We start from the raw sequence: 23085 nt of genomic DNA on the forward strand, positions 1-23085 counted from the left end.
CATTTCTTTTACTAAGTCAGGAGTGTATCATATGAGAAAATTATTAGTTTCAATATTAATAGGTTTTGTGTTATTAGTCGCTTGTAATAATAATAATACACCTGAAGAAAATGGTGAGGAGATAAACGGAAACAATCCAGCAGGTACAGAAGATACTGCTCCTGCTGATTCTACCGATGAAGAAGATGAGAGTGATTCAGATGGGGACGAGACAAACAATGAGGTTCAATTGCTAGAGTTGGGGGAAACAGGAACCTTAGAAACAGCAATTGGTGATTTTCAGGTAACACCAACTAAAATTATATTTATTGAAGAGATGGAGGAAGATGACCCTTACCAATCACCTGATAACGGCACGTTTATTGTTATAAGTCTTACACTTGAAAATGTTGGTGATGAGCCAATTAACAGTGGCGAAATCGTACAAACGGTTAATCTTCAAAACTTAGAAGGTGCAGGTATTCGTCCTTATGATGAATTTAATTCAATTGATAACTTCGAAGGTGAGATAGCACCAGGAGAATTTCTAGAAGGAGAACTATTATTTGATTTTTCTCTTGAAGATGAGTATGAATTATCATTTGGCGCTGCTTATCTGGAGTCTTTAAGTAACGAAGTATTATATAGAATTCACTCAGATGAAGCGAATTAGGACTGAAAAGGCATTGAAGATACTTTTAGTGTTTTAGCATTGAACGTACTAAGATAGAAACTTTGGGTGTGCTACCATTACGGACACGTGAGGGTGGAAGGATATTCTGCGTAATCCTTAAATAAAGGGACGTTGTCAGAGGACTAAAAGGTACCTGGCGCTATACGAACGAAATCCGCTGGGCATTACACGGAGAGGAGGCGGAATAGAAAATTTTGAAAAGGAAGCGTGATTTCTTCCTTTTCCCTTATACATAAATTCTATGTACAAGGGAAAGAGAAGTAATTTAATTAACACATGACCTATGTAAGTGGTCATTTAACAACGTCAAAGCAATTATTATTTATGCCTGAAATTGCACAAATGCTAAATAGCACTGGTGTATTACACGGAAGTGTTGAAGGGAATCAATTTAAATTCAATAGAGAAGCACATTTCTCTTATTAATAAGGAGTGGGATAAATGAAAAAAATATTAATTCCAATATTAATGGGATTTCTCTTGTTAATTGCATGTAGTAATAACAATGTAATAATTGAGGAAGTGCCAGAGGAAAATGCAGAAGGCAGATCTAATGATAATGATTCTACTAAAGAAGATGAAGGAGAGGACAATACCTCTACTTCAGATAACAGTGAAATATTAGACTTAGGTGAAGTAGGAACACTAGAAACAGAATTAGGGAATTTTCAAGTTACGCCAACAGCATTTAGATTTGAAGATGAAATTGATGATGGAGATATTAATGAAACGCCGTATAATGGTACTTTCATCATTGTGGAATTAACTATTGAAAATATAGATGATCAAACTTTATTAAGTGAAGAATTAGTTAAATCCGCTAATTTAGAGAATTTAGACGGTGCTGGAATTGCTCCCTTTCTAGATTTTAATACGATAGAGAATTTCGAAGGGGAAATTGAACCCGGAGCTAGTATGAGTGGTGAGTTATTATTTGATTTTACTAACGAGGAAGTTTATGAGTTTTCCTTTGGTGCAGATTACTTGGAATCATTAAGTAATGAAGTCCGATGGCATTTAAATTCAGATGATGCCCAGTGATGACTGGAAAGGAAGGTTAATTCCTTCTTTTCCCTCATGAATAAAAAGATTTGTGCACGGGGGAAAAGAAAAAACCATTCTTTAAACTATTGTATTAATTTTGAGAGGATGATTAGCTTTAATGCATAATCTATCTAGATTATTAATTTACGCTTTAGTTATCTTATTTGCTCTAATAGGATGTAAAACTGCTACGGAAGAGGATGGAAATGCTGGGAGCAACAATGAGTCCACTACGAATTTAACGGAAGAAGAAGATTCGTTGGGCTTAAGTGAAACTGAAACATCAGATAGTGATAATGAGACGACACAAGATAGTGGTGATTTATTAAAACTGGGTGATATTGGGATACTCGAGACACCAATCGGAGAGTTTGAGGCAACACCAACATCTGTTAAATTTGTTGAAGAAATGGATGAAGATGATCCCTATCAGACTCCTGATAATGGAACCTTTGTCATTATTGATATTACGATCACCAATATTGGTGATGAAGGAATAGCAAGTGAGGATATATTACTTGCTAGACTTCATGATCTTAGAGGTGGGGGAATGGCGCCATATGATTCTTTTGATTCAGTTGATAATTTTGAAGGAGTCATTGAGCCAGATGAAACAGTAACAGGGCAGTTTTTGTTCGATTATTCAATTGAGGATACATATCAGTTATCCTTTGGTGAGTTAGCTTTGGATTCACTAAGTAACGAGGTGCGTTGGGAGTTTGATTTAGATGAGGTTGAGTAATAAATGAGAGGAAGATAACTCTTCCTTTTCCCTTATTCACAATCATGTTGTGTCTTAGGGAAAGGGAAGAACATTGTAGATTAAGCTTAATTTAATGCTTAAAAATGAATGAGCTTACCATGAATGCTAAGAAATATTTAGAAAGGAGTTGATCATTTGCAAGGTCTAAAGAGATGGTTTCGTAAGCAAGATGGCAGTATCACCTTAGAAGCTGCGGTATTTATGCCGATTTTTATTCTATTCCTTGTTTTTCTCATCTATATGGTCAGGTTTGCTCTGACTGATATTGCACTTAATCGGGCAACTTCAGAGTCAGCTAAACAAATTGCAACACAGGTTTATCCAGTCAAGGTTGTAGCCGAGAGCGTTCAGAACTATATTGGTAGCCAATATGATGAAATTATTAGTGATCTAAATGATAATCAACAGCATATTGAGGCAGAACTAATTGAGACATTGGGTAGTGAGGGGATGCAGTTACTGAAGGATTCTACGGGTGGCTTGATTTCCTCCGCTCAAGCATCAGCTTTGACCTATGTAGTACAGCGGCATTTAGAGGAAGAGGACAGGATGAATATTATTGAAGCAAGTAATGTTCAGGTGGAATCAGCTGTATTGCCAGTCATTGATGGATCGAGTAAGTATGTTGAGATTGTGGCGACCTATGAGTTAGACTTGCCGATTCCGTTTCTGGATCGTACCTTTGTTTTACGAAAAAAAGCGGTTGAGCGCGCTTGGCTAGGCTCATAGGCGAAGAGAGGTGTAAAGAGAGATGGGGTTTAATGTATACTTACTAGCTGTTTTTATCTTAATTGCTTTTTATTTTGACGCTCGCTTTCAGAAGATACCCAATAAGTTGACCGGATCTGGTATTGTTGTTGGCTTCATTTATTTTATTATTCGTAATGGCATTATTGATGGCATGTTGTTTGCCGGTCTTGGGTTGATCGTTAGTACCGTTATCTTACTGTTTTTATATTTTATTAAAGGCGTTGGCGCAGGTGATGTTAAGCTCTTTAGCGCAATCGGTGCGCTGATGGGGATGGAATTTGCGTTATATAGCTTAATGTATTCCATTTTGTTTGCTGGGTTTATTGCCGTTGTTTTGCTACTATACCGGGCTGTATTTATTAAACGAATGGTAGCTAAAGCACTCGCGTTTTTTGTCGAAAAGTTGACTAAAAAAGAACAAGCAAAGGAAGCTTGGATGAAGAAAGATATTGTGCAATTCCCGTTTATGTATGCTGTTCTTCCGGGAGTTATTGCGACTATTTTGTTTTACATATAGCCAATAGAAAATTTATTGAGAGGGAAGGGATAGCTGATGTCAGAAACAACCATTTATCGATTGAATTATGATTTTGTCCAACAAAACGGCCATTATCTATTAATTAGTGGGTCTGAACAAGTCCCCATTACAAGTGATGAGCTTGTTCGAATTCAAGTAAATATGCTGAAAGCAAATGAAATTGACCGAATTCTACCTATTGAAATTGAAGAATTAGATTTTCAGGTTAAACTTTATTACAACATTACTGGTAAGAAGATTCTTTCCCACCGTCTAAGAGAAGAAAAACTGACGATGCCGGCATTTTATCAACTACTCTTTCAAATTGCCCTTGCTTTAGAGGCAAGTGAAGAGTATATGCTAACGGAGAATCAATTTGCCATTCACGAGGATTTTATTTTCATCGGCAAGGACTTTAAATCAATAGAGCTGCTCTATTTGCCGATAGCAGAGCTTGACGAGAAACCGTCACTAGCAGAGGAGTTACGAACTTTATTGTTTTACTTAGTTGGTCATGTTGATGAGTTAACGGGTCATGGTGTTCAACAACTGGCTAAATATCTCCAAAGTCCCAACTTTAATATTAAGGAGCTGAAAGACAAGCTTCAACAGTTAAAAACAGCAGAGCCTGCCCAAAGCAGTCTGCATACGAGTGGGACTGTTCAGCCGGCTAAGCCAGCACCTAAACCAGAACCGACTGAGCAAAAGCCTGTTGCAAAGCCGAAGCCAGTACCAAAACCAAGTCAGAAACCGACTCCAAAACTCGCACCAAAGGCAAAGCAGGTACCGAAAAAAGCATTAAACTCTGAAGGAGATCAAGAGCCTACTGAAAAGAAAAAGCCGAGCCCAATTATTATTGCTTGTTTAGCACTACTTGCTTTAGCAATTGTTTGGCGCGTCTACACCACGATGGCTAGTGATAGCATGTTCTATATCAGTATCAGCTTATCATTAATCATTGTCGCTGCTGCTATCTATGTTGCCTTTATTTACGACGGTAAAACAGAAGCTGTGGAAGCTGAAGTAGAAAGCGAGCAGAATGAACAGTCGGGTATTAAACGGTTATTTAGTAAAGATAAGCATAAAGAGCAGGATGCGGAGACAGGTTCAGCAGCACAAGATCAAGCAGAGCTGGTAGAGCCAGTAGCAACAGAGGCGCCGGTTGATGCAGCAACCTATTTCCAAGAGTTAGAGAATCAAACAACGCTGCTCTCGCAACCGAATGCAACGGTGTTACTTGATGAAGATGAAGGAGATGACGCTGCTCCAGCTGTTGCATACTTAGCCGTAAACCGGCAAGGGAAAACGGAGAAAATTACGATCAGCCGTGACCCGTTTTTAATCGGCCGTAATGCAGCCAGTGTTGATTACATGGAGGATTCGGTTGGTGTATCAAGGACCCACCTTGAGCTTATCCAAACTGAGCAAGGATATTCAATTAAGGACTTAGGCTCGAAAAATGGAAGTAAAAAAAATGGAGAAGCGATGGTTGCCTACAAGAGCTATTCGCTAAGTCACGGTGATCAAGTAACAATTGGTAAGGTTGACTATACGTTTCAAAAGGATTAATGCGCTATGTTCAAAAGAACCAAAGCATGGTCAATCGGACTAACGACAGATAAAGGGCCAGTAAAAAAAGTGAACGAGGATCGCATGCTGCTTAGGCTAATAAAGGACTCTGTTGGTGATGAACTTTTATTTGCGTTAGTTGCAGATGGGATGGGTGGTTATCAGTATGGTGATTTGGCCAGTCAGACAATTGTTGATTTTTTTGAGAACTGGCTTGATCAGTATGGTGCTAATTTGTTTCTAGCTGATCACCCATTTATCTATCTTGAACAGGCATTGCCATTAGCCTTTAGTACCTTAAATGACAAGCTCATTGAATATGGTGATTTTTATCAGAAAAAACTAGGAAGTACGTTAACTCTTCTTGTCCTCTATAAAGGACGGTACTTCGTTGGGCATGTTGGCGATAGTCGAATCTATCATTGGGAGAAAATTCAACCCTATCGCTTTGATCAAACCGATCGTCTGTATCCGATTGAGCCAGAAACAGAAGCGTTGGCACCAAACCAAACCTTAACGCAGCTAACCGATGATCACTCCTGGGTTAATCAACAGGTAAAGCAAGGGCAACTTTCAAAACAGGCAGCACAGTCACATCCCAAGCGGCATGTCTTGCTCCAGTGTCTAGGGATTGAAGCGAAGTTAGATCCTTATTTCACGCAAGGTGCCTATCAAATAGCGGATATCTTTGTGTTATGTAGTGATGGTGTTCATACCATTTTACCTGAACAAAAGCTGATAAGTGCGATCGAATTGTTAACGAATCAGCCGAGTCGCTTTCAACAGCAAGCTGATCTGCTCGTTCAGTTGGTTAGTGCAAGTGAAGGTGCTACCGATAACATTACTTTAATGCTGATTCAGCCACGCTATCTTGTCAGACCGCGTGGATTTAAGCATAAGGTGGCCCAGCTTTTCTTAGGTTAATAAAGAAGATGTAAGGGGGAGGAAGTATGGCATTCTTATCAGCATATTATTCACAAAAAGGTCCCCAAAAACCAGCCAATCAAGATGGCTTATTAATAAAAACAGCACGTACAAAATTAGGTGAAATCGGTTTGTTTGTCGTATGTGACGGGATGGGCGGTCTCGATAAAGGCGAGTTAGCAAGTGCAACCGTCATTCGCGGTTTGTCTAGCTGGTTTTCTAAGCAGCTCCCTCAACAGCTTGAGTATGGTGTGGAGTCTGATCAAATATGGGCAAGTCTTGAGCAACAGGTTCATCGTCTAAATGAAAAAATAGTTAATTATGGTGAGAACAATCACGTTCAGCTTGGTACAACACTGACAGCACTGTTAGTGATTGATCAGCACTATTATCTCGCACAGGTTGGTGATAGTCGTGCTTATCAATTGAACGACGCGGTTAAGCAACTAACTGAGGATCAATCGCTTGTGGCGCGAGAGGTTGCCCGAGGCTCACTGACTAAGGAAGAGGCCCAGAATCACCCAAAGCGTCATGTTCTCCTCCAGTGTATTGGGGTGCAGTCAACGATTAAACTGGCTGTTAGTCACGCCAAATGTCAAGTCAATGATACCTTCTTACTTTGTACCGATGGCTTTTATCATCAGCTAACCGAAGCAGAACTTCAGTTATACTTGATTGATCAAACCATTGCAACACGTGAATCAGGTAACGAAGCGGTTAAGCAGCTAGCAAAGCGGATCGTTAAACGCGGGGAAGTGGATGATTTATCTGCAATTTTTGTGAGAAAGAGCTAAGGAAGGGGGAAAAGCATGTTGAAGATAGGTACTATTGTTGATGGCCGCTATGAAATCTTGAAAGAGATTGGTCGGGGTGGGATGAGTGTCGTCTATTTGGCTATGGATAATAGACTGAATAAATCACTTGTTGTCAAGGATATTCGTAAGCGCAAGGGTAAGGATAATGAGTTACTAATTAACAGCCTTGTGGTAGAAGCAAATATGCTGAAACGGCTTGAACATCACGCGTTGCCCAGAATCTATGACATTATTGAATCAAAAGGTGATATTTATGTGGTGATGGATTACATAGAAGGGCAGTCATTAAAAGAAGTACTCGATTCGCATGGTCGCTTACCTGCAAAGGATGTGATCAAATGGGCAAGACAGCTTAGTGATGTTCTTGACTACTTGCATACGAGGGAGCCACCGATTGTCTACCGTGATATGAAGCCAGATAATATTATGCTGACGCCAAATGGCAAGATTAAATTGATTGACTTTGGCATTGCCCGGGAATATAAGGTGAATCATTCAACTGATACAGTTAACTTGGGTACAAAGGGATATGCATCACCAGAGCAATTATCAGGAAAACAAACCGATGCGCGAACCGATATTTATAGCTTAGGTGTTACCCTTTATCATCTTGTGACTGGCCGAAGTTTAAGTGAGCCTCCATTTGAAGTACGACCCATTCGACAATGGGATGCATCATTACCAGAGGGACTTGAACACATCATTCATCGCTGTACCCAAACAGAGCCTGATCAGCGCTATCAATCCTGTGCTGAGCTCTCCTACGATTTAGCTAATATTGACAAGCTTACCCAGGGTTACAAAAAAAAATTATACCAACGTTTAGTCGCCTTTATTATTCCATTTTTGTTCTTTTTTGTTTTTTCGACGACAACGATTCTAGGCTATAATGGCATGCGCCAAGAGCAATTTGAGCATTATGTTGATTTAATTAATCAAGCTCGGAGTGAGTTGATTGATGGTAATGATTCGCGTGCCATTCAATTAATGGAGGCAGCAATTGAAGAAGATAATCGCCGTGCTGAGGCCTATATCAATATTTTAAATATCTATATTAATCGCGGTGACGTCGATAGTGGCTTAGACAAACTTGAGCAGTATATTAATCAAGGCTATGGCCGTATTGACACAGACGATAACGTGCTATTTAAAGTCGGGATGACCTATTTCGATCTTAAACGTGATTATAGTCGGGCCCTCCATTATTTTCGCCAGATTAATGAAGAAGTGCTACCTGATGTTATTTACTATAAAACCTTAGCGACAACACTTAGTAGCTTAAATATTGAGTATCAAGCTTTCTCAGAAGAATTACATGACTTGGAAGCATACACCGATTCTTTGCCAAATGATCAAAAGAAAATTGATAATTATCAAGCATTAGCAAATATTTATTTATCTTATAAAGCACAGATTGATCAGGCCAATACCCGTGCAATTGATATTTTAGAAAAGGCAAATGAATTGTTGACTATTTTAAATGATGAAACATTATCGATTCAGTACCAGGAGCTGTTTATCCGAAACCTTGCCCAAGCATATTACAGTCGAGGGATAGAGAATGATGCGATTGCTGATTTTGAGCAAGCCATTGATTACTACAGTCGCTTACTTGAGGAAGGCATTGCTAACGAGGAACGGGTGCGTATAACAATTGGCTCTATTTATCAGGAAATGGGCCGTCATTCACTAGCAATCGCCCAATTTGAGCAAATTATTGACGATAATCCTGACTTAATCGAAGGTTATGTCCGTTTAGCAAACCTGTTAATTGACCTTGAGCAGGAACGCGATGAAGTGGAAAGAAGCTATCAGGCGGCTCGAGATTTATATGAGCAAGCAAATGAGCAGGATGGTGCAACAGAACATGAGAATTTACAACGCTTAAGACGACGACTTGAAAATTTGTCAGTACTATAGGAGGGGAGTAGATGGGTTATCAAATTATGTTTTATGGCGGACTTGCGTTGGCTGCTATTTGCTTAGTGCTAGCAATCTGGTTGTTTATTAAGCTAGATATTAAGCAAGCATTAGCCGACCTGACGGGTTCAAGTTGGTTAAAGTCAAAGCAGCCAAAATCATTTCACTATCAGGCTGATTTAACTGAGAGTGGCAAGCGGACAACGAGCCAAATTGTGCTTCGTAAAGATCAAGCTGCTCCCTTTACTACGGGACAGACAGAGGAAACAGAACTTTTACAGGCTGGGGAACCGGTAAACGTTCAAGCAGAAGCGTATCTACCCGAGACAGAACTATTGTCAGATGATGAGGATGCAACCACACTGCTGACAAATGAACAAGCTGATTTTATTGTTGAGGATGATTTTGTCATCACCGATGCAGAAGAAGTCATATCAAATGGAGGGGAAAAAATTGGCTGAATTATATCAAAAGAAGAAAAAGATATTTATATTTCCGACTATTGCTATTACTTTACTCTTTTTAATCATTTTTAGTAGCGATGCTTTTTCTTCAAGTGAGTTACAAATAAAGGTGACCTATGACGGTATAGAATGGGATGCGCGTGAGACATTTCCATTTGACCAAGAGTGGTTTACAATTGATAATCAGGTCAAGCTAACGCTTGATTTAAGTCAATATTTTGATGAAGATAATGAGCGGCAGGAACAGCCTTTTTCATTAACGGCTACTTTTGAAGGGAACACGATTGAGCCAGATTTGCTTGCACCAGTTGGAGCTGATCAGGATGAGTTTCAAGGCCTATTTGAGGTGCGTTATTCATTACCTGAGGAAGATGGTTGGCTTGAGCTCTCTCTCAATATTGCTGAATCCAATGATTGGGGCATTCCAAGTGATCAGAACCCAATTAATTTAACCATTATTAAAGACACGCAAGCACCAGTGATTAATATTTCTGGTGTGGCGGATGGAGCTGTTTATTACCCTGACGACAGATGGTGGATAGGTGAAGATTATCCGACTGTAACAGTTGAAATAGATGATCTGTACACCTCTGAAGGATTACTCGAAGTTAACGTTAATGGTGAAGGGCAGTCAATAAGCAGGAATGGCGATAGCTCTACATTTTCGACTGAATTCACAACTGATTCGGATGGGATCTATCACGTAGAGGTCCTCGCTTCAGATCGAGCTGGTCATCATCGTGAAGAAAGTCTAACTTTTTACATCAACAATGATGGTCCAGTTCTTGAACTAAGTGTTGACGGCGAACCAATTCAATCAGCTGCCCATGTTCAGTCAGGTGATCTTTATTTGGTACTGGAAAACCAAGCGCCAATTGCTGCTGTTGCCCTCGATATTACCCGTGATGGCGCAGCCTATGAGCTAACTGAGGGGATTGTCAGAGATGGAACAACAGCTACTCTCTCAGAAGCACTTCCTGATGGTTTTTATCAGCTGGACTTAGCTGTTGAAGACGCTGGTGGCGTAACTCATGAGCTTGATCAATTAAGCTTTACCGTCGATAGCACTGCACCTGTTATTGACTTAATTGATCAGCAGGGCGAGCAGGTCCCTGACCGATCTGATGAAGCGATTGGGAGGGTCACCCTTGAGGTTGCCGATCTTAATTTAGACATCGACCAAACCAATGTGTCAATTGAACGAGAGGATCTCACTGGTCGTGAAGCAGTCCGTCTATCTACTCGTGAAGAAGATGATCGACTAAACGTGTTATTTAATATGAATCGGTCAGGTGTTTACCATATTGAGGTAGAAGCACGTGATTACGCTGGGAACCTAACAACATATAATCAGACAGTTGTGGTTGATTTTGATCAGCCAACTGTTCGAGTTACTGACGAACAGGGAGAAGACGTGACGGATGTTTATTTTGAACCGGTCGTTCTCACCTTTACCTTAGCGGATCTTACCCTTGATTTAGACGCAACTGATTTCAGTGTACAAAAGCAAAATCCCACCACTGGTGAGATGGAGGATTTCTTAACAAAAACTGACTTAAGTACAGATGGCCTCTACACCTCGGTAACTAAAGCGTTAGCTGAAGGGTATTATCAAATTGACGTAACAGCTGTTAATCAATTTGGCCGAGAGACCAGCTATAACGGATCCGTGTTGGTGGATGAACATGATCCAATTATTGAACTGAATAGTTCGATTGAGCAAGGCGCCCATATTAATCAGACAGATATTGAGGAGCTTGGGTTTGATCAGTTCCTCAACATTATCATTGAAGAACCTCACCTTGATACCAAACAGTTAACGATGACCAGGATCTTAGCTGATGGTTCAGAGACAATATATGCGCAAGACCAGCTTGGTCAATGGCTTCAAGCTGAAACAGATCAAAAGCGCTATGACTTTATTGTTGAGAACAATCTTTGGTTAGAGGATGGATACTATATAATAGAAATTATGGCTGAGGATCGGGCAGGTCGTGTTAGCAATGATTATTTCTCATTTGTAGTAGATGATACCGCACCTGTTATTGAAGTCAGCCAATTAGATCGGTATTACAATGAGCAGGCTATTGCTGAAATTATTGTTACCGAGGAGCACTATCAGTCCAATACGGTTACAGTTGCAATTGAAAAGCAGGATCGGGATGGTCATTTTCAGGATTATCAACATGCTTTTCCTGAGTGGCGCAATGATGGTAGCGTAACTCGTGCTACTTACTTGTTTGATGAGGACGGGACCTATCGACTCTCCGTTAGCGCGACAGATCAGGCAGGTAATCAAGCAAATTCAGCTGCAAAGACGTTTACGATCAACCAGTCCGCACCTGAATTAATTGTCGATGGGGTTGACGATCATCGCCATTATAACCATCCACGTGATGTGTCAATTACGATTGGCAGTCCATTTCTTAATCTAGAACAGTCATCATTAACGGTAGAGAAATGGAATGAACAAAGTGGCGTATTTGAAAGCTATCATACTGACAATGAACCTGTTACGACCGCCCAAACGATTACCTTAGCGGAGACATTTGCAGCAGAGGGTGTTTATCGTCTTACGCTTGATGGTACTGACTTAGCTGGTAACATTGCCGAAACAAAGGTAGTCCGCTTTACCATTGATAAAGAGGCACCAGTTGTCGGAATAACGGGAGTTGATCATGGCGGCTTTTATAGTGAAAATCAATCCTTGACTCTATCGGTATTTGAAAAATACTTCCCAACAAATCAGGTTGACTTGACGATGTCGCGCAATGGAGAGGATATCTCTGACAGTGTCTTAAACCAAATTGGTCCTGAGTGGATGCATCACGGTGAACAGTCGTCGGCTGTTTTTGAGACTTTCCGTGATGGCTTCTATAGAGTTAGACTCGAGGCGGAAGATGCAGCTGGTAATCAAGCTGAAGCAGTAGAAACAGAATTCACCATTGATTCCGCCTTCCCGTCTATTACTGTTAGAGGTATTGAAGGTGACGTTCACTATGAGGAAGATCGCCTCATGGAAATCGAGATTACTGATCATGACTTTGATATAAATCGGATTGAAGTAACAAAAGACGGTGAACCTTACGAGGTGGGTGAGTTTGAAATTACCCGTCGCATTTTCCGAGAATCGATTGCCCGTTTAAATTATGGCTTTACCGAGGAAGGAAGCTATGACGTCTTTATTGAATCGATTGACCGAGCTGACAATCGTTCAACTGAGTCAATCAGCTTTACCATTGATAAGACTGCTCCTGTCCTTTCAGTTGGTAAGCAATTAGATGGTGAGTTTGTTATAGCAGAATTTATTCGAAGTGAAGGCATTAATAAACTTGTGCCGATTGAATTAACAGAGCTTCATATTAAAGAACAGACGGTAAGAATAGAAAAAACTGCACCAGATAGTACAACACAGGGATGGACAAATGATGAACTTGGAGTCTGGGAGCATGTTGATGAGGAGACTTATCAGTTTGTCTTTACCGAAGATTTTTATCAAGCTGATGGTGACTATACGTTAACGGTGTCGGTTGAGGATTATGCCGGACATTCGCGTAAGCAATCAATTCGCTTTGTTGTTGATAATACCAAGCCTGTCATTCAGTTAAGTGATCTTGCCCGTTACAATAATCAGCCGGTAAGGCAGGACATTGAGGTTATTGAAAATAATTACCAAACAAATGACGTCACAATCCGGGTTTATCGTCGTAATCGTAATGGCAACTATGTCCGCTATGATCATCAACAGCTGTCCAACTGGCGTAATAGTGGTCGTAGAAGCCAGCTTGCGCTAGACTTTGATCAAGATGGGACTTACCGTGTCGTCGTTGATGCTATTGATGCAGCTGGTAACGTCGCTGACACAGCAACTCAAACCTTTGCTGTAGATCAGACTGCACCAACGCTGTCATTGACTGGTGTTGCAGATGGGCAATACTATAATCGTAATCGGCCTGTTACGGTTCGTGTAACTGACGATAATCTTAACCCAGATCGAACGAACTTAGCAGTATACAAGTTGAATTATCAGTCTGGTGAGATGGAACGTTATCGTGATGTAGCGAATGTTTCATTTAGTGATACCAGCGCTGACTGGCGACATGTGTTTCGTACCAATGATGAGGGTGTCTTTGAGATTAGATTGCGTGCTACAGATCGAGCGGGGAATACGAGTGAACATGAGACGATCCGCTTTACGGTTGATGCAACCGCGCCTGTCCTTCAGGCCAATCAAATTACGGATGGTACCTACTACCCGTCAGCTCAAACAGCTCAGTTTCTAGTGAGAGAGCGTCACTTTAGTTCAAATACAGTTAATTTTGAGATTACTAGAAATGGTCAAACATATACTGATACTGTAGAAGGTAATCGTGGTCCAGGCTGGCGTACTAGTAGTTTCGAGTCTAGGTTAAACTATCGGTTTGATCAAGATGGTGCCTATACGATTGCCATGGAGGCTACTGATGCCGCTGGTAATGCTGCCAGTACTGTTAACAAGCAGTTTGTAATTGATACGATTCGTCCTGTTATTGAGATTGAAGGTGTTGAGAATGGTGAATATTATAACATGGACCGACCAGTTACGATTCGTGTTCGTGATGTAAACCTAGACCAGCAAACAGTGTCCGTAACGCGAGATGGTGTCAATTACCCATTAGGTAATTTTTCTGTTAATGAACAAGCCTATCGGGAATCAACAGCTACGTTAAGTCACACGTTTACTGAGGAAGGCGATTATCAAATGATTGTCAATGCTGTTGATAAAGCAGGTCACCAAGACCAAATGGAAATAAGCTTTACCGTTGATAAAACAGCACCTGAAATTACACCAAGAATGAGTGTGGGTGGCGAAATTATTGAGGATGGTTCGTATATTAATCGTGTCTTCACACCATTTTTTGAGCTTGATCAGCCAGACGTCGATACGATTGATTCAGTCGTTCTAAACGGCGGCTCAAATATAGCAGGAAATGTCCCAACGGCTTCTGAAGAAATGCAGTACAATTATGAGGTCACTGCTTCTGATCGTGCGGGAAATGTGACAACATTAAATGTAAGCTTTACCGTTGATACAACGAGACCAGAACTAGATATTTCGGGAATTATTGAAGGCTATTTTAATGAATCAATGACGCCGATCGTCACTTATTCAGATTTACACTTAGATGAAGAAGGTTCAACGGTTACACTGAATGGTGACACATTTGTAAATGGAACAACATTAGTGGATGAACAGGATTATGTGTTACGCGCTTCAATTGCCGATCTAGCTGAAAACGTAACTGAGCGGACGATTGTGTTTACGATTGATAAAACAGCGCCAATTATTCGTTTTACAGAACCATTATCAAATCAATATTTTAACGATGTTGTTATTCCTGAATTCTTCATTGAGGATATGACAGATTATGAAATTATTGCGTTAACACTAAATGGTCAGCCTTATGAGCTTGGTCAACCAATTGAAACAGAAGGAAAGCATGTTCTGTACTTTGAGGTTGTTGACCGTGCCGGTAATATCAAACAGTTAACGGTTGAATTTATTATTGATATGACCCCACCAGAATTTATTATTGAAGGGGTGGAAGATGAAGCTCGCTATTATGAAAATGTCTCAGTTGATTTGACACTCCTTAATGATGAGGATGTTATTCAATCGTTAACAATTAATGGTGAAGATCATCTTGATGAGCTTGCAGAGGGCTCAGCACAAATCCGCTTTACTGATCCTGCTAACTACCAGATTAGTGCACAAGCCTATGATCTTGCTGGAAACGAAACAACGCTTGATCTTAGCTTTGAGATCGCTGAGAAAACTGTATTTATGAAGTGGTATGAAAACCGGCCACTATTCGCAGGTTCCCTTATCGGCCTTCTCGCACTTAGTGGAACGGGTGGTGCAATTCTATATAAAAAAAGAAGAATAGACAAATAAATGACTAGTTAAAGATGCGCATTTTATAATGTGCATCTTTTTTAGTTTCTAGTAAAGGACGAATTCATCTTTATTCGTATTTTTAACTAAAATGGCTGCCTATTCAAGGAGACAAAAATAACTGTATAGAAAGTAATTAAATAAAACCTAGCAACTTAGGAACGGTTTTTGTTAACGAGTAAAGTAGAGACTGTGTTTGGGTAACGCAAAGGCGGTTGCTAATATATAGGGAGGGAGATAGTTAGTTGGGATTGAGAATTATGACTGGGAACGTGTTTAATGGAGGTATGCAGATCATAAACCAGAACAAAGAGAAGATAAAAGAATGGCAGTGTATAAAATGTTCATTTGAAATCCTTCATCATATCCCTACGCATCTTAAGTATGGGTAATAACGGATTATGCAATACGTAAAGCTCGACATAAGTACCTGAATTTATTTTAGCTAATGAAGTGAGCGGACAGGCCTTTCTAACTGTAATGTTTTGTAGTCAATTAGAAAGTATTTTGTAACAAAAATTAATCTAAGCTCGTCTATCTTTATGTGGGATTATTTGTTAAAATGAATCTAAGGAGGCATGACAATGAAAGAATGGAAAACGTTTTTTTGGTTCACACTGCTTGTCTTATTAGTTGGTTGTCAAGCAACTGAGCAGATTCCAGAAGGCTATTATGATTATGAAAAGGCACCTGTGGCAGAAGCCATTTCAACAGTCTCCTTTAATCCTGAAACACCACAATATGTCCCGATGCAAGTTGAATTCATCATTTCAGATCCTTATCAAATTTCTGGTACTACCTATGAAGCTCTAGATATAAGCTTTTACTCTAGAAACAATGATTTGTTGACCTATCAGGTTACTGATGGTTTCTTTGAAGAGCTTGCTGATGGAGAAATTGTTGAATTAGATCGAGCGATAAATGGTCAGTATATGACAAATGATTTCGCTCAGGTTTTAGTGTGGGAAAAAGATGGATTGAGCTATAAGCTTGAATTCCGATCCAGTATTATTGGAAAAGAAGCATCCTCTGGAAGGGTAACAAAAGCAGAGTTGCTCAAGGTTGCCCAATCGTTTCAATTATAAATGATTAACCTTAGATCGTATTTATATGCTAAAATCATATTGAATCAATGTTATGTAGAAAGGTTTTGAAAAGATGGATAAGAAGCAAATTGTGCTAACGGGTGGTGGCACTGCCGGCCATGTAATGGTCAACCTAGCTATTATACCGATTCTTAAACAAGATGGATGGCAGATTGATTATATTGGATCGAAAAATGGCATTGAACGTAATTTAATTGCTGATATTGAAGGGGTAACCTATCACCCAATCTCAACTGGAAAATTACGTAGATACATGTCAATTGAGAACTTTAAAGATCCATTTAAGGTGCTAAATGGCATTAGGCAAACTTTGGGAATTTTAAGAAAGACGAGGCCTAACGTCATTTTTTCCAAGGGTGGATTTGTTTCAGTACCAGTCTTAATTGGTGCGCGCTTAAAAGGTGTACCTGCAGTTATTCATGAATCAGATCTGACACCAGGCTTAGCCAATAAGCTAGCAATGCCCTTTGCCAAAAAAATCTTAGCAACTTTTCCCGAGACATTAGCGCACTTACCAGCAGATAAAGCTAAATGGATCGGTGCGGTCATCCGTCCTGAGTTGTTTAACGGTGATCGAAGGAAAGGGCTAAGAATCGCTGGACTCTCGGAGGCTAAGCCGGTTGTAATGGTGATGGGCGGTAGCGCAGGTGCACAACGAATAAATGAGGCAGTAAGGGCTGAACTAGACGCTTTAACAAAAAGTCATCAAATTATTCATATTTGCGGAAAAGGTAATCTTGAACCATCGCTAAAGAAATATGGTTATATGCAATATGAGTATGTTGGTGAGGAGTTACCAGACCTATTAGCAGCAACTGATTTAGTTATTTCACGTGCGGGAGCCAATGCGATCTTTGAATTTCTTGCTTTACAGAAACCGATGCTCCTTATTCCGCTCTCGAAACAAGCAAGTCGAGGTGACCAACTGTTAAACGCAGCTGCCTTTGAAAAGCAGGGCTATGCTGAAGTATTATATGAGGAAAATTTGAGCGCAACGTATTTTACAGAGAAGTTTAATCAGTTAGTTAATGCGTCGGCAAATATGAAAGTAAACATGCAGAATTATCAACGTCAGAATGCAACAGCACTCGTGATTGAAGAGATTTACAAGTTAGCTAAATGATGATGAAAGTACAAAACGAATGATCCATTCTCAGAGGGATCATTCGTTTTCTTAACTAATATGATTTCTGGTTAAGTGAGCATTTTGTTTAACAGCTAGTACCCGTTAACGACCATGTCTAGCTTGCCTGTTGCTGGGTCAATGACTAGCCCATGCACAGGCACATCATCTGGGAGAAGGGGATGGCTCTCAATTAATTCAACAGAGCTTTTAACTGAATCCTCAATTTGATCAAACCCTCTAAACCATTCATGGACATCAATTTCTATACTTTCAAAGTCCGCTTCACTTACACCATTAATTTTCATACGTTCAAATAAAAAGTCTGTATCTAAATTGCTCATCCCACAATTATGATGGCCAACTACATACACTTCATCAGCTTGCAAGGCATGGACAGCTACTAAAATACTGCGCATGACACTACCGTAAGGGTTTTTTATCAGGGCCCCAGCTGTTTTTAAAACTTTTACATCGCCATTCTTAAAGCTCATGGCTTTCGGTAAAAGTTCTGTTAATCTTGTATCCATACAAGTCAAAATAACGGCGTGTTTTGTGGGCACACTATCGGTTTCATAATCGATGTACTCTTTATTTTCGACAAATTTATAGTTGTGCTCTAAAATATCATCAAGTAACATTTAAAAATCCCCCCTATTTTTATTTTATAATAAATTATATCAAAAAAAACATTGTATGTTGAACTTTTTTGTTTTATTTCCTGGGTAATAACAAAAAATTTGCTATCACAAATGAGGTGTTCAATTTGCGAGAGGAAGAAGATGTAGCTGAGCAAGTAATAGATAGAGACTTGTTTGAAGACTTAAGTGAGGATGAAATGTTAGCCATTTTGGAGGCTGATAAGCAAATAATCGCTGAAAAAAGAAGACGAGAAAAGGAGAGAAATATGTTACGTAAACGCAGATTTCCTAAATGGATTTATGCGATTATTATTGCGGCTTTGTTGCTAAATGCTATCGCCCTATTGCCTAAAACATTTTCAATTCCAGCCATTGATTTTTTAATTACATCGGCTCAATTATCCGCTGATCCAGATATTCAAATGTACAAGGAAGCTGTAGTCGTGATTGAAACAACTGATAGCAAAGGAACTGGCTTTGGTATTAGTATGGATGGCTATATCGTGACAAATGCACATGTTGTTAAGGATAATGAAGCTGTAACAGTAGCTTATCCTAATCACGGTCTTTATCATGGTGAAATTGTAAGAAAAGACGATGATTTAGATCTTGCTATTATTAAAGTTGACGAAACCGGGTTACCGTTCTTAGAGTTAGCTGACGAAGCCCATTTTGACCAACAGCAATCTATTCGTTTCATTGGTAATCCGCTTCGTTTTAATGGCATTGCCAACAAAGGAGATTGGATTGGCATAACTAACGCAACAAGTCTGAATACCGATGTTATGTTAATTAATGCACCTGTGTATCGAGGAAACAGTGGAAGTCCGGTTATTAATAACCAAGGTCTTGTCATTGGTGTTATATACGCAGTTAGTAATAACGACCAACATGGAAAAGTTGGTTTAGCAATACCGATTCAAGCTTTACAAGAGCTACAATAAACAAAGAGGCCCGTAAGTAGGGCCCCTGTTGGAAAAAGACTAGGCATTAACTATAGTTGCAACATTGGAATGCATGGCATGGTCTAAATAGTGAAGTAAATTTTCGTGTAAGCCAATTATTTTTTGCGTGTTTTTTTCAAATCGAAAGGCGTGAAGAAAGCTTTCAATTTTCTTGGCTAAAATATCATCAGTTGTCCTGACCATGACGACTAAAAGGTCATCCCATTGTTGCCACATTGTATAGTATAGTGCTTTGTCGTAATCAAGACCACACATATAGCCATCGCTCCTTTACAGAACAAATTGGGACACTAATAGTATAGCCAGTTCATTAATTAAGAAGCGTGGATAATTCTGGTTTGTATTCCTGCCATTTCATTGTATCGTACTTTCCTTAATGCACAGATTATAAAAGATTAAATAATTAAGGAGGGATGAACAATGCAAATAAAGCAAGTGCTTTTTGCTACCGGCATAACAGTAACCTTATTAGCTGGTTGCGGTACCAATAACGGTCAAACTATGCAAGATCGTAATATGAATAACATTGAGCCCGTTAGAAATCGTCAGAACACGCAATATGATCCATCATATGATAATTATCAGTACCCTGGTGCCCCAGGTCAAATGCTTGATCAAAATCAGCGTGACACTGTTTTTGAAGATGGTCCATTAGATCGTAGAGGGCGAGAAGGTGTAAATAGAAACACGGGAAGTGATCAATATCACGTTGCTGATGAACTTGCTGAGCAAGTAAACCAATCTGTTGATGAAATTGACGGTGCTTACGTTTTAAAAATGGGTGATAATGCTTATGTTGCTTGTGAAATAGATAATAATGAAGTAACAGAAGATGATAACAATGTGTCTGATGATATTGAAGAAAAAGTAACTGAGGCAGTTAAAAATTCAGATAAAGAAATAAACAATGTTTTTGTTTCTTCAAACCCCGATTTTGTTGATTTGGCGGCAAATTATCGTAATGATGTTGAGAACGGCCATCCTATTGAAGGTTTTTTCGATCAATTCGGTGAAATGGTAGACCGTATTTTTCCAAATCGCAATCGTTAATTAGTTAAACGCAAAGATAAGATCACCAGTCTTTGCGTTTTTTTTTTTGCATAATCTACGGGGTTCATTAATTGGATTCAGATTATTTATGTGGTATCTTAAATAAAGAGATGATCACGTAAAGGAGCATGAAAATGGAAAAAATGAATGTTGAAAGCTTTAATCTAGACCATACTAAAGTTGTTGCACCATACATAAGACTTGTTGGTGTCACAACAGGTACAAATGGCGATAAGGTTTATAAATATGATTTACGCTTTTGCCAACCTAACCAAGAACATATGGAAATGCCTGGATTGCACTCCCTTGAGCATTTAATGGCAGAATTAATTCGTAATCACTTGGATAATGTGCTTGATATTGGGCCAATGGGCTGTCAGACCGGTTTTTACTTAAGTATTTTAAATAATGATTCCTTTGAAGAAGTCACTTTAGCGTTCGAAAAAACGTTGCTAGATGTTTTAATAGCTACTGAAGTACCAGCCTGTAATGAGGTTCAGTGTGGCTGGGCTGCAAGTCACAGCTTGAGTGATGCACAACAAATTGCTGAGCAAATGCTAGCCAAAAAACATAGCTGGCCAAATGTTTTTTCCGAATAGAAGGTGGGGATGAAGATGAAAGATGCAGTAATTAAATATCTAGAGGAGCATCGTGATCAACAGTTAGAGTCGCTTTGTACCTTCTTAAGTATTCCAAGTATTAGCACTGATCAAAAATATCAGCAAAATGTTAGTGAAGCGGCACACTTTGTCAAACAATATCTTGAACAAATTGGATTTGAACAGATTGAACTTCAAGACACTGTTGGTCACCCGGTTGTTTATGGAGAATGGTTGGGCGCAGGAGAAGGTGCACCTACAGTGCTTGTTTATGGTCATTATGATGTGCAACCAGCTGATCCACTTGAGCTTTGGGACTCAGATCCATTTAAGCCGACCGTAAAAGCAGGTCGCTTATATGCAAGAGGGGCAAGTGATGATAAAGGGCAAACCTTTATGCATCTAGCAGTATTTGAGGCGTTTTTGAAAACAGAGGGTAAATTACCGTTAAATGTAAAGGTTTGTATTGAAGGGGAAGAAGAAATTGGGTCAGAACACCTTTATGAGTTACTTGAACAAAAAAAGGAGCAATATCGGGCTGACTTTGCCATTATCTCAGATTCTGGTATGGTTGCAAATGATCAACCGACCATTCTGTATGGTTTAAAAGGATTTACAGGTCTCGAATTTACCGTAAGTGGTCCAGATAATGATCTTCATTCGGGTTTATATGGTGGTGCGGTGAAGAATCCGTTAATGGCGCTGGCTCATATTCTGTCAACAATGAAGGATGAAAATGAGGTTGTCCAAGTTAAGCATTTTTATGATCAAATTGAACCTTTGTCAGACGAAGAGCGTCAACTGATTGCCGATGTCCCAGCAGAAAACTATGTATCATCAATTGGCATTCCTGAAACAGTCTCTGAATTAGGCTATACTGCAGCCGAGCATACGATGGGGCGTCCGACCTTAGAGGTTAATGGGATGTTTGGTGGGTACCAGGGTGAAGGTACCAAAACGATTATTCCATCATATGCTACGGCAAAGCTAACCTGTCGATTAGTTCCTGGTCAGAACCCGGTTGATATTCAGAATTACTTAATTGATCATATTAATCAGCATACGCCAAAGGGTGTGCGCGTATCAATAAAAAAAGAGCCACTATCTGCTAAAGCTTATAAAGTTGACCCTAATCACCCCCTAATTAAGCAGGCAGCAAAAAGCTATCAGATTGGTTTTAATAAAGAAGCTGTATTTGTCAGAATGGGTGGCTCAATTCCAGTAGTTGAATGGCTTGATTCAATTTTTAATATTCCAATTGTTCTACTTGGTTTTGGTACACCGGATGACCGGCTTCATTCACCGAATGAAAGCTTTCCACTTAATAACTACGATCGTGGTATCCTTACATTAGTCGATTTTTATCGCTCAGTTCTTTCTTAAGTAAGCGAGATCACTTAAAAAATCGGAGGAAAGAAATTGATCATTATATTAACGATCATAACATTATGTGTTGTTTATTTGAGCTATGTTAGATATGTTCCGGTGCGACGAGCAGTATGTCTAGATGAGTGCCAGTTTAATCAGAAGAAGATTCAGGTTGATTTAAGAGATTACCATCAATCCGCAAAAAGCACGAAAGCTAATAAAATTGCTTTGCCAATCGCCTATATTAAACGAAACCATCAGCTTTTACCAAAGACTGACCTATATGTTATGGCGGCAAACTCGGTAGAAAAAAACATCGGAATTCGTTTATTAAGGCGATTAGGGCATAATGTTGTTGGTTACACTGTTGAAAAAAAGCATTGTTGTTGCAAGAAATGGAATTCCAAATATGTTTAAAATTAAACCTTTGTCATTATTTAAAAAATAATGACAAAGGTTTTTTAGGTGAGTCAATTTCATAATTCATATTAACATAGGAAAATGCGAACATTAAAACTTATTATTGAGTTTTTAAATGTAGTTAGCTAAAAATAAAGACATGAAAAAATCCACTAACTAGCATAGCGTGTTGCATTCAGCAGTCCCTTCGCTTTCACCCACTGGCACAAACGAGACATCTTCGTTTCCTCAGTTTCGCGCTAGCCATGGGCACGGCCTCAGCTAACTTTGTCAAGCACAGAACACTAGACAAAGTGGATCTTCGGCTCGCGCTGGGGTTGCGATTACTCACCCCATCGAAGTGATTTGTTCCCATAGGAGTCTACGGGACTGCTGAATGCTTGATGATAGGTATGCTTACCCCTTCTTTTATTTGTGTGAGCATAAATTGAAAGATTAA

General features: G+C 39.5%; 20 protein-coding genes. 18 read left to right on the forward strand and 2 right to left on the reverse strand.

Annotated features, from left to right (window positions below; genetic code table 11):
• Positions 1-31 precede the first annotated feature (31 nt).
• The 13 genes from BM000_RS12450 (at position 32) to BM000_RS12510 (ending at position 17603) form a co-directional block, all read left to right on the forward strand.
• A complete protein-coding gene (locus BM000_RS12450) occupies positions 32-652 on the forward strand; it encodes a DUF4352 domain-containing protein (protein WP_177178299.1) in 621 nt (206 codons plus the stop codon).
• A gap of 462 nt (positions 653-1114) precedes the next feature.
• Positions 1115-1714, forward strand: a complete 600-nt coding sequence (locus BM000_RS12455) for a DUF4352 domain-containing protein (RefSeq protein ID WP_091498936.1) — start codon at positions 1115-1117, stop codon at positions 1712-1714.
• Positions 1715-1835: 121 nt separating this feature from the next.
• Positions 1836-2459 (forward strand): DUF4352 domain-containing protein, encoded by a 624-nt coding sequence (locus BM000_RS12460; protein ID WP_091498938.1) that lies wholly within the window; start codon positions 1836-1838, stop codon positions 2457-2459.
• Between the two features lie 156 nt (positions 2460-2615).
• On the forward strand, positions 2616-3209 hold the full coding sequence (locus BM000_RS12465) for a TadE/TadG family type IV pilus assembly protein (RefSeq protein ID WP_091498939.1): 594 nt from the start codon (positions 2616-2618) through the stop codon (positions 3207-3209).
• 22 nt (positions 3210-3231) lie between these two features.
• Positions 3232-3747, forward strand: a complete 516-nt coding sequence (locus BM000_RS12470) for an A24 family peptidase (RefSeq protein WP_091498941.1) — start codon at positions 3232-3234, stop codon at positions 3745-3747.
• Positions 3748-3783: 36 nt separating this feature from the next.
• Positions 3784-5316 carry a DUF6382 domain-containing protein gene (locus BM000_RS12475; protein ID WP_091498947.1) on the forward strand — a complete coding sequence of 511 codons (1533 nt, stop codon included), beginning with the start codon at positions 3784-3786 and terminating at the stop codon, positions 5314-5316.
• Between the two features lie 6 nt (positions 5317-5322).
• Positions 5323-6240 (forward strand): PP2C family protein-serine/threonine phosphatase, encoded by a 918-nt coding sequence (locus BM000_RS12480; protein ID WP_091498949.1) that lies wholly within the window; start codon positions 5323-5325, stop codon positions 6238-6240.
• Between the two features lie 26 nt (positions 6241-6266).
• Positions 6267-7034 (forward strand): PP2C family protein-serine/threonine phosphatase, encoded by a 768-nt coding sequence (locus BM000_RS12485; RefSeq protein ID WP_091498951.1) that lies wholly within the window; start codon positions 6267-6269, stop codon positions 7032-7034.
• A 15-nt stretch (positions 7035-7049) separates the two neighbouring features.
• A complete protein-coding gene (locus BM000_RS12490; RefSeq protein WP_091498952.1) occupies positions 7050-8975 on the forward strand; it encodes a serine/threonine-protein kinase in 1926 nt (641 codons plus the stop codon).
• A gap of 11 nt (positions 8976-8986) precedes the next feature.
• Positions 8987-9436, forward strand: a complete 450-nt coding sequence (locus BM000_RS12495; RefSeq protein WP_091498954.1) for a hypothetical protein — start codon at positions 8987-8989, stop codon at positions 9434-9436.
• Positions 9429-15374, forward strand: coding sequence for an Ig-like domain-containing protein (locus BM000_RS12500; protein WP_091498956.1), 5946 nt, complete (start codon positions 9429-9431; stop codon positions 15372-15374). Before BM000_RS12495 ends, BM000_RS12500 begins: the two co-directional genes overlap by 8 nt.
• Positions 15375-15958: 584 nt before the next feature.
• Positions 15959-16459 (forward strand): hypothetical protein, encoded by a 501-nt coding sequence (locus BM000_RS12505; RefSeq protein WP_091498961.1) that lies wholly within the window; start codon positions 15959-15961, stop codon positions 16457-16459.
• A 73-nt stretch (positions 16460-16532) separates the two neighbouring features.
• Positions 16533-17603, forward strand: coding sequence for an undecaprenyldiphospho-muramoylpentapeptide beta-N-acetylglucosaminyltransferase (locus tag BM000_RS12510; protein WP_091498963.1), 1071 nt, complete (start codon positions 16533-16535; stop codon positions 17601-17603).
• A gap of 95 nt (positions 17604-17698) precedes the next feature.
• Here BM000_RS12510 and BM000_RS12515 read toward each other — a convergent pair whose 3' ends face one another.
• The gene (locus tag BM000_RS12515) at positions 17699-18244 is read right to left on the reverse strand and encodes a beta-class carbonic anhydrase (protein ID WP_091498965.1); all 546 of its coding nucleotides are present in this window, start codon (positions 18242-18244) and stop codon (positions 17699-17701) included.
• A gap of 125 nt (positions 18245-18369) precedes the next feature.
• Here BM000_RS12515 and BM000_RS12520 point away from each other — a divergent pair, with 125 nt between their 5' ends.
• Positions 18370-19188 (forward strand): S1C family serine protease, encoded by an 819-nt coding sequence (locus BM000_RS12520; protein ID WP_245751659.1) that lies wholly within the window; start codon positions 18370-18372, stop codon positions 19186-19188.
• Between the two features lie 39 nt (positions 19189-19227).
• Here the strand turns inward: BM000_RS12520 and BM000_RS12525 are convergent, their stop codons facing one another.
• On the reverse strand, positions 19228-19464 hold the full coding sequence (locus tag BM000_RS12525) for a YhdB family protein (protein WP_091498967.1): 237 nt from the start codon (positions 19462-19464) through the stop codon (positions 19228-19230).
• Positions 19465-19629: 165 nt separating this feature from the next.
• On the opposite strand from BM000_RS12525, the gene BM000_RS12530 reads away from it, so the two are divergent.
• The 4 genes from BM000_RS12530 to BM000_RS12545 all read left to right on the forward strand — a co-directional run bounded on the left by BM000_RS12530 (position 19630) and on the right by BM000_RS12545 (position 22643).
• Positions 19630-20259 carry a YhcN/YlaJ family sporulation lipoprotein gene (locus BM000_RS12530; protein WP_091498968.1) on the forward strand — a complete coding sequence of 210 codons (630 nt, stop codon included), beginning with the start codon at positions 19630-19632 and terminating at the stop codon, positions 20257-20259.
• Between the two features lie 128 nt (positions 20260-20387).
• On the forward strand, positions 20388-20858 hold the full coding sequence (locus tag BM000_RS12535; protein ID WP_091498970.1) for an S-ribosylhomocysteine lyase: 471 nt from the start codon (positions 20388-20390) through the stop codon (positions 20856-20858).
• A gap of 15 nt (positions 20859-20873) precedes the next feature.
• Entirely contained in the window at positions 20874-22241 is a 1368-nt protein-coding gene (locus tag BM000_RS12540; protein ID WP_091498971.1) for a dipeptidase, read from the forward strand.
• A gap of 36 nt (positions 22242-22277) precedes the next feature.
• Positions 22278-22643 carry a hypothetical protein gene (locus BM000_RS12545; RefSeq protein WP_091498972.1) on the forward strand — a complete coding sequence of 122 codons (366 nt, stop codon included), beginning with the start codon at positions 22278-22280 and terminating at the stop codon, positions 22641-22643.
• Positions 22644-23085 lie beyond the last annotated feature (442 nt).

Source organism: Amphibacillus marinus (assembly GCF_900110345.1).
GTDB classification, from domain to species: domain Bacteria; phylum Bacillota; class Bacilli; order Bacillales; family Amphibacillaceae; genus Amphibacillus_D; species Amphibacillus_D marinus.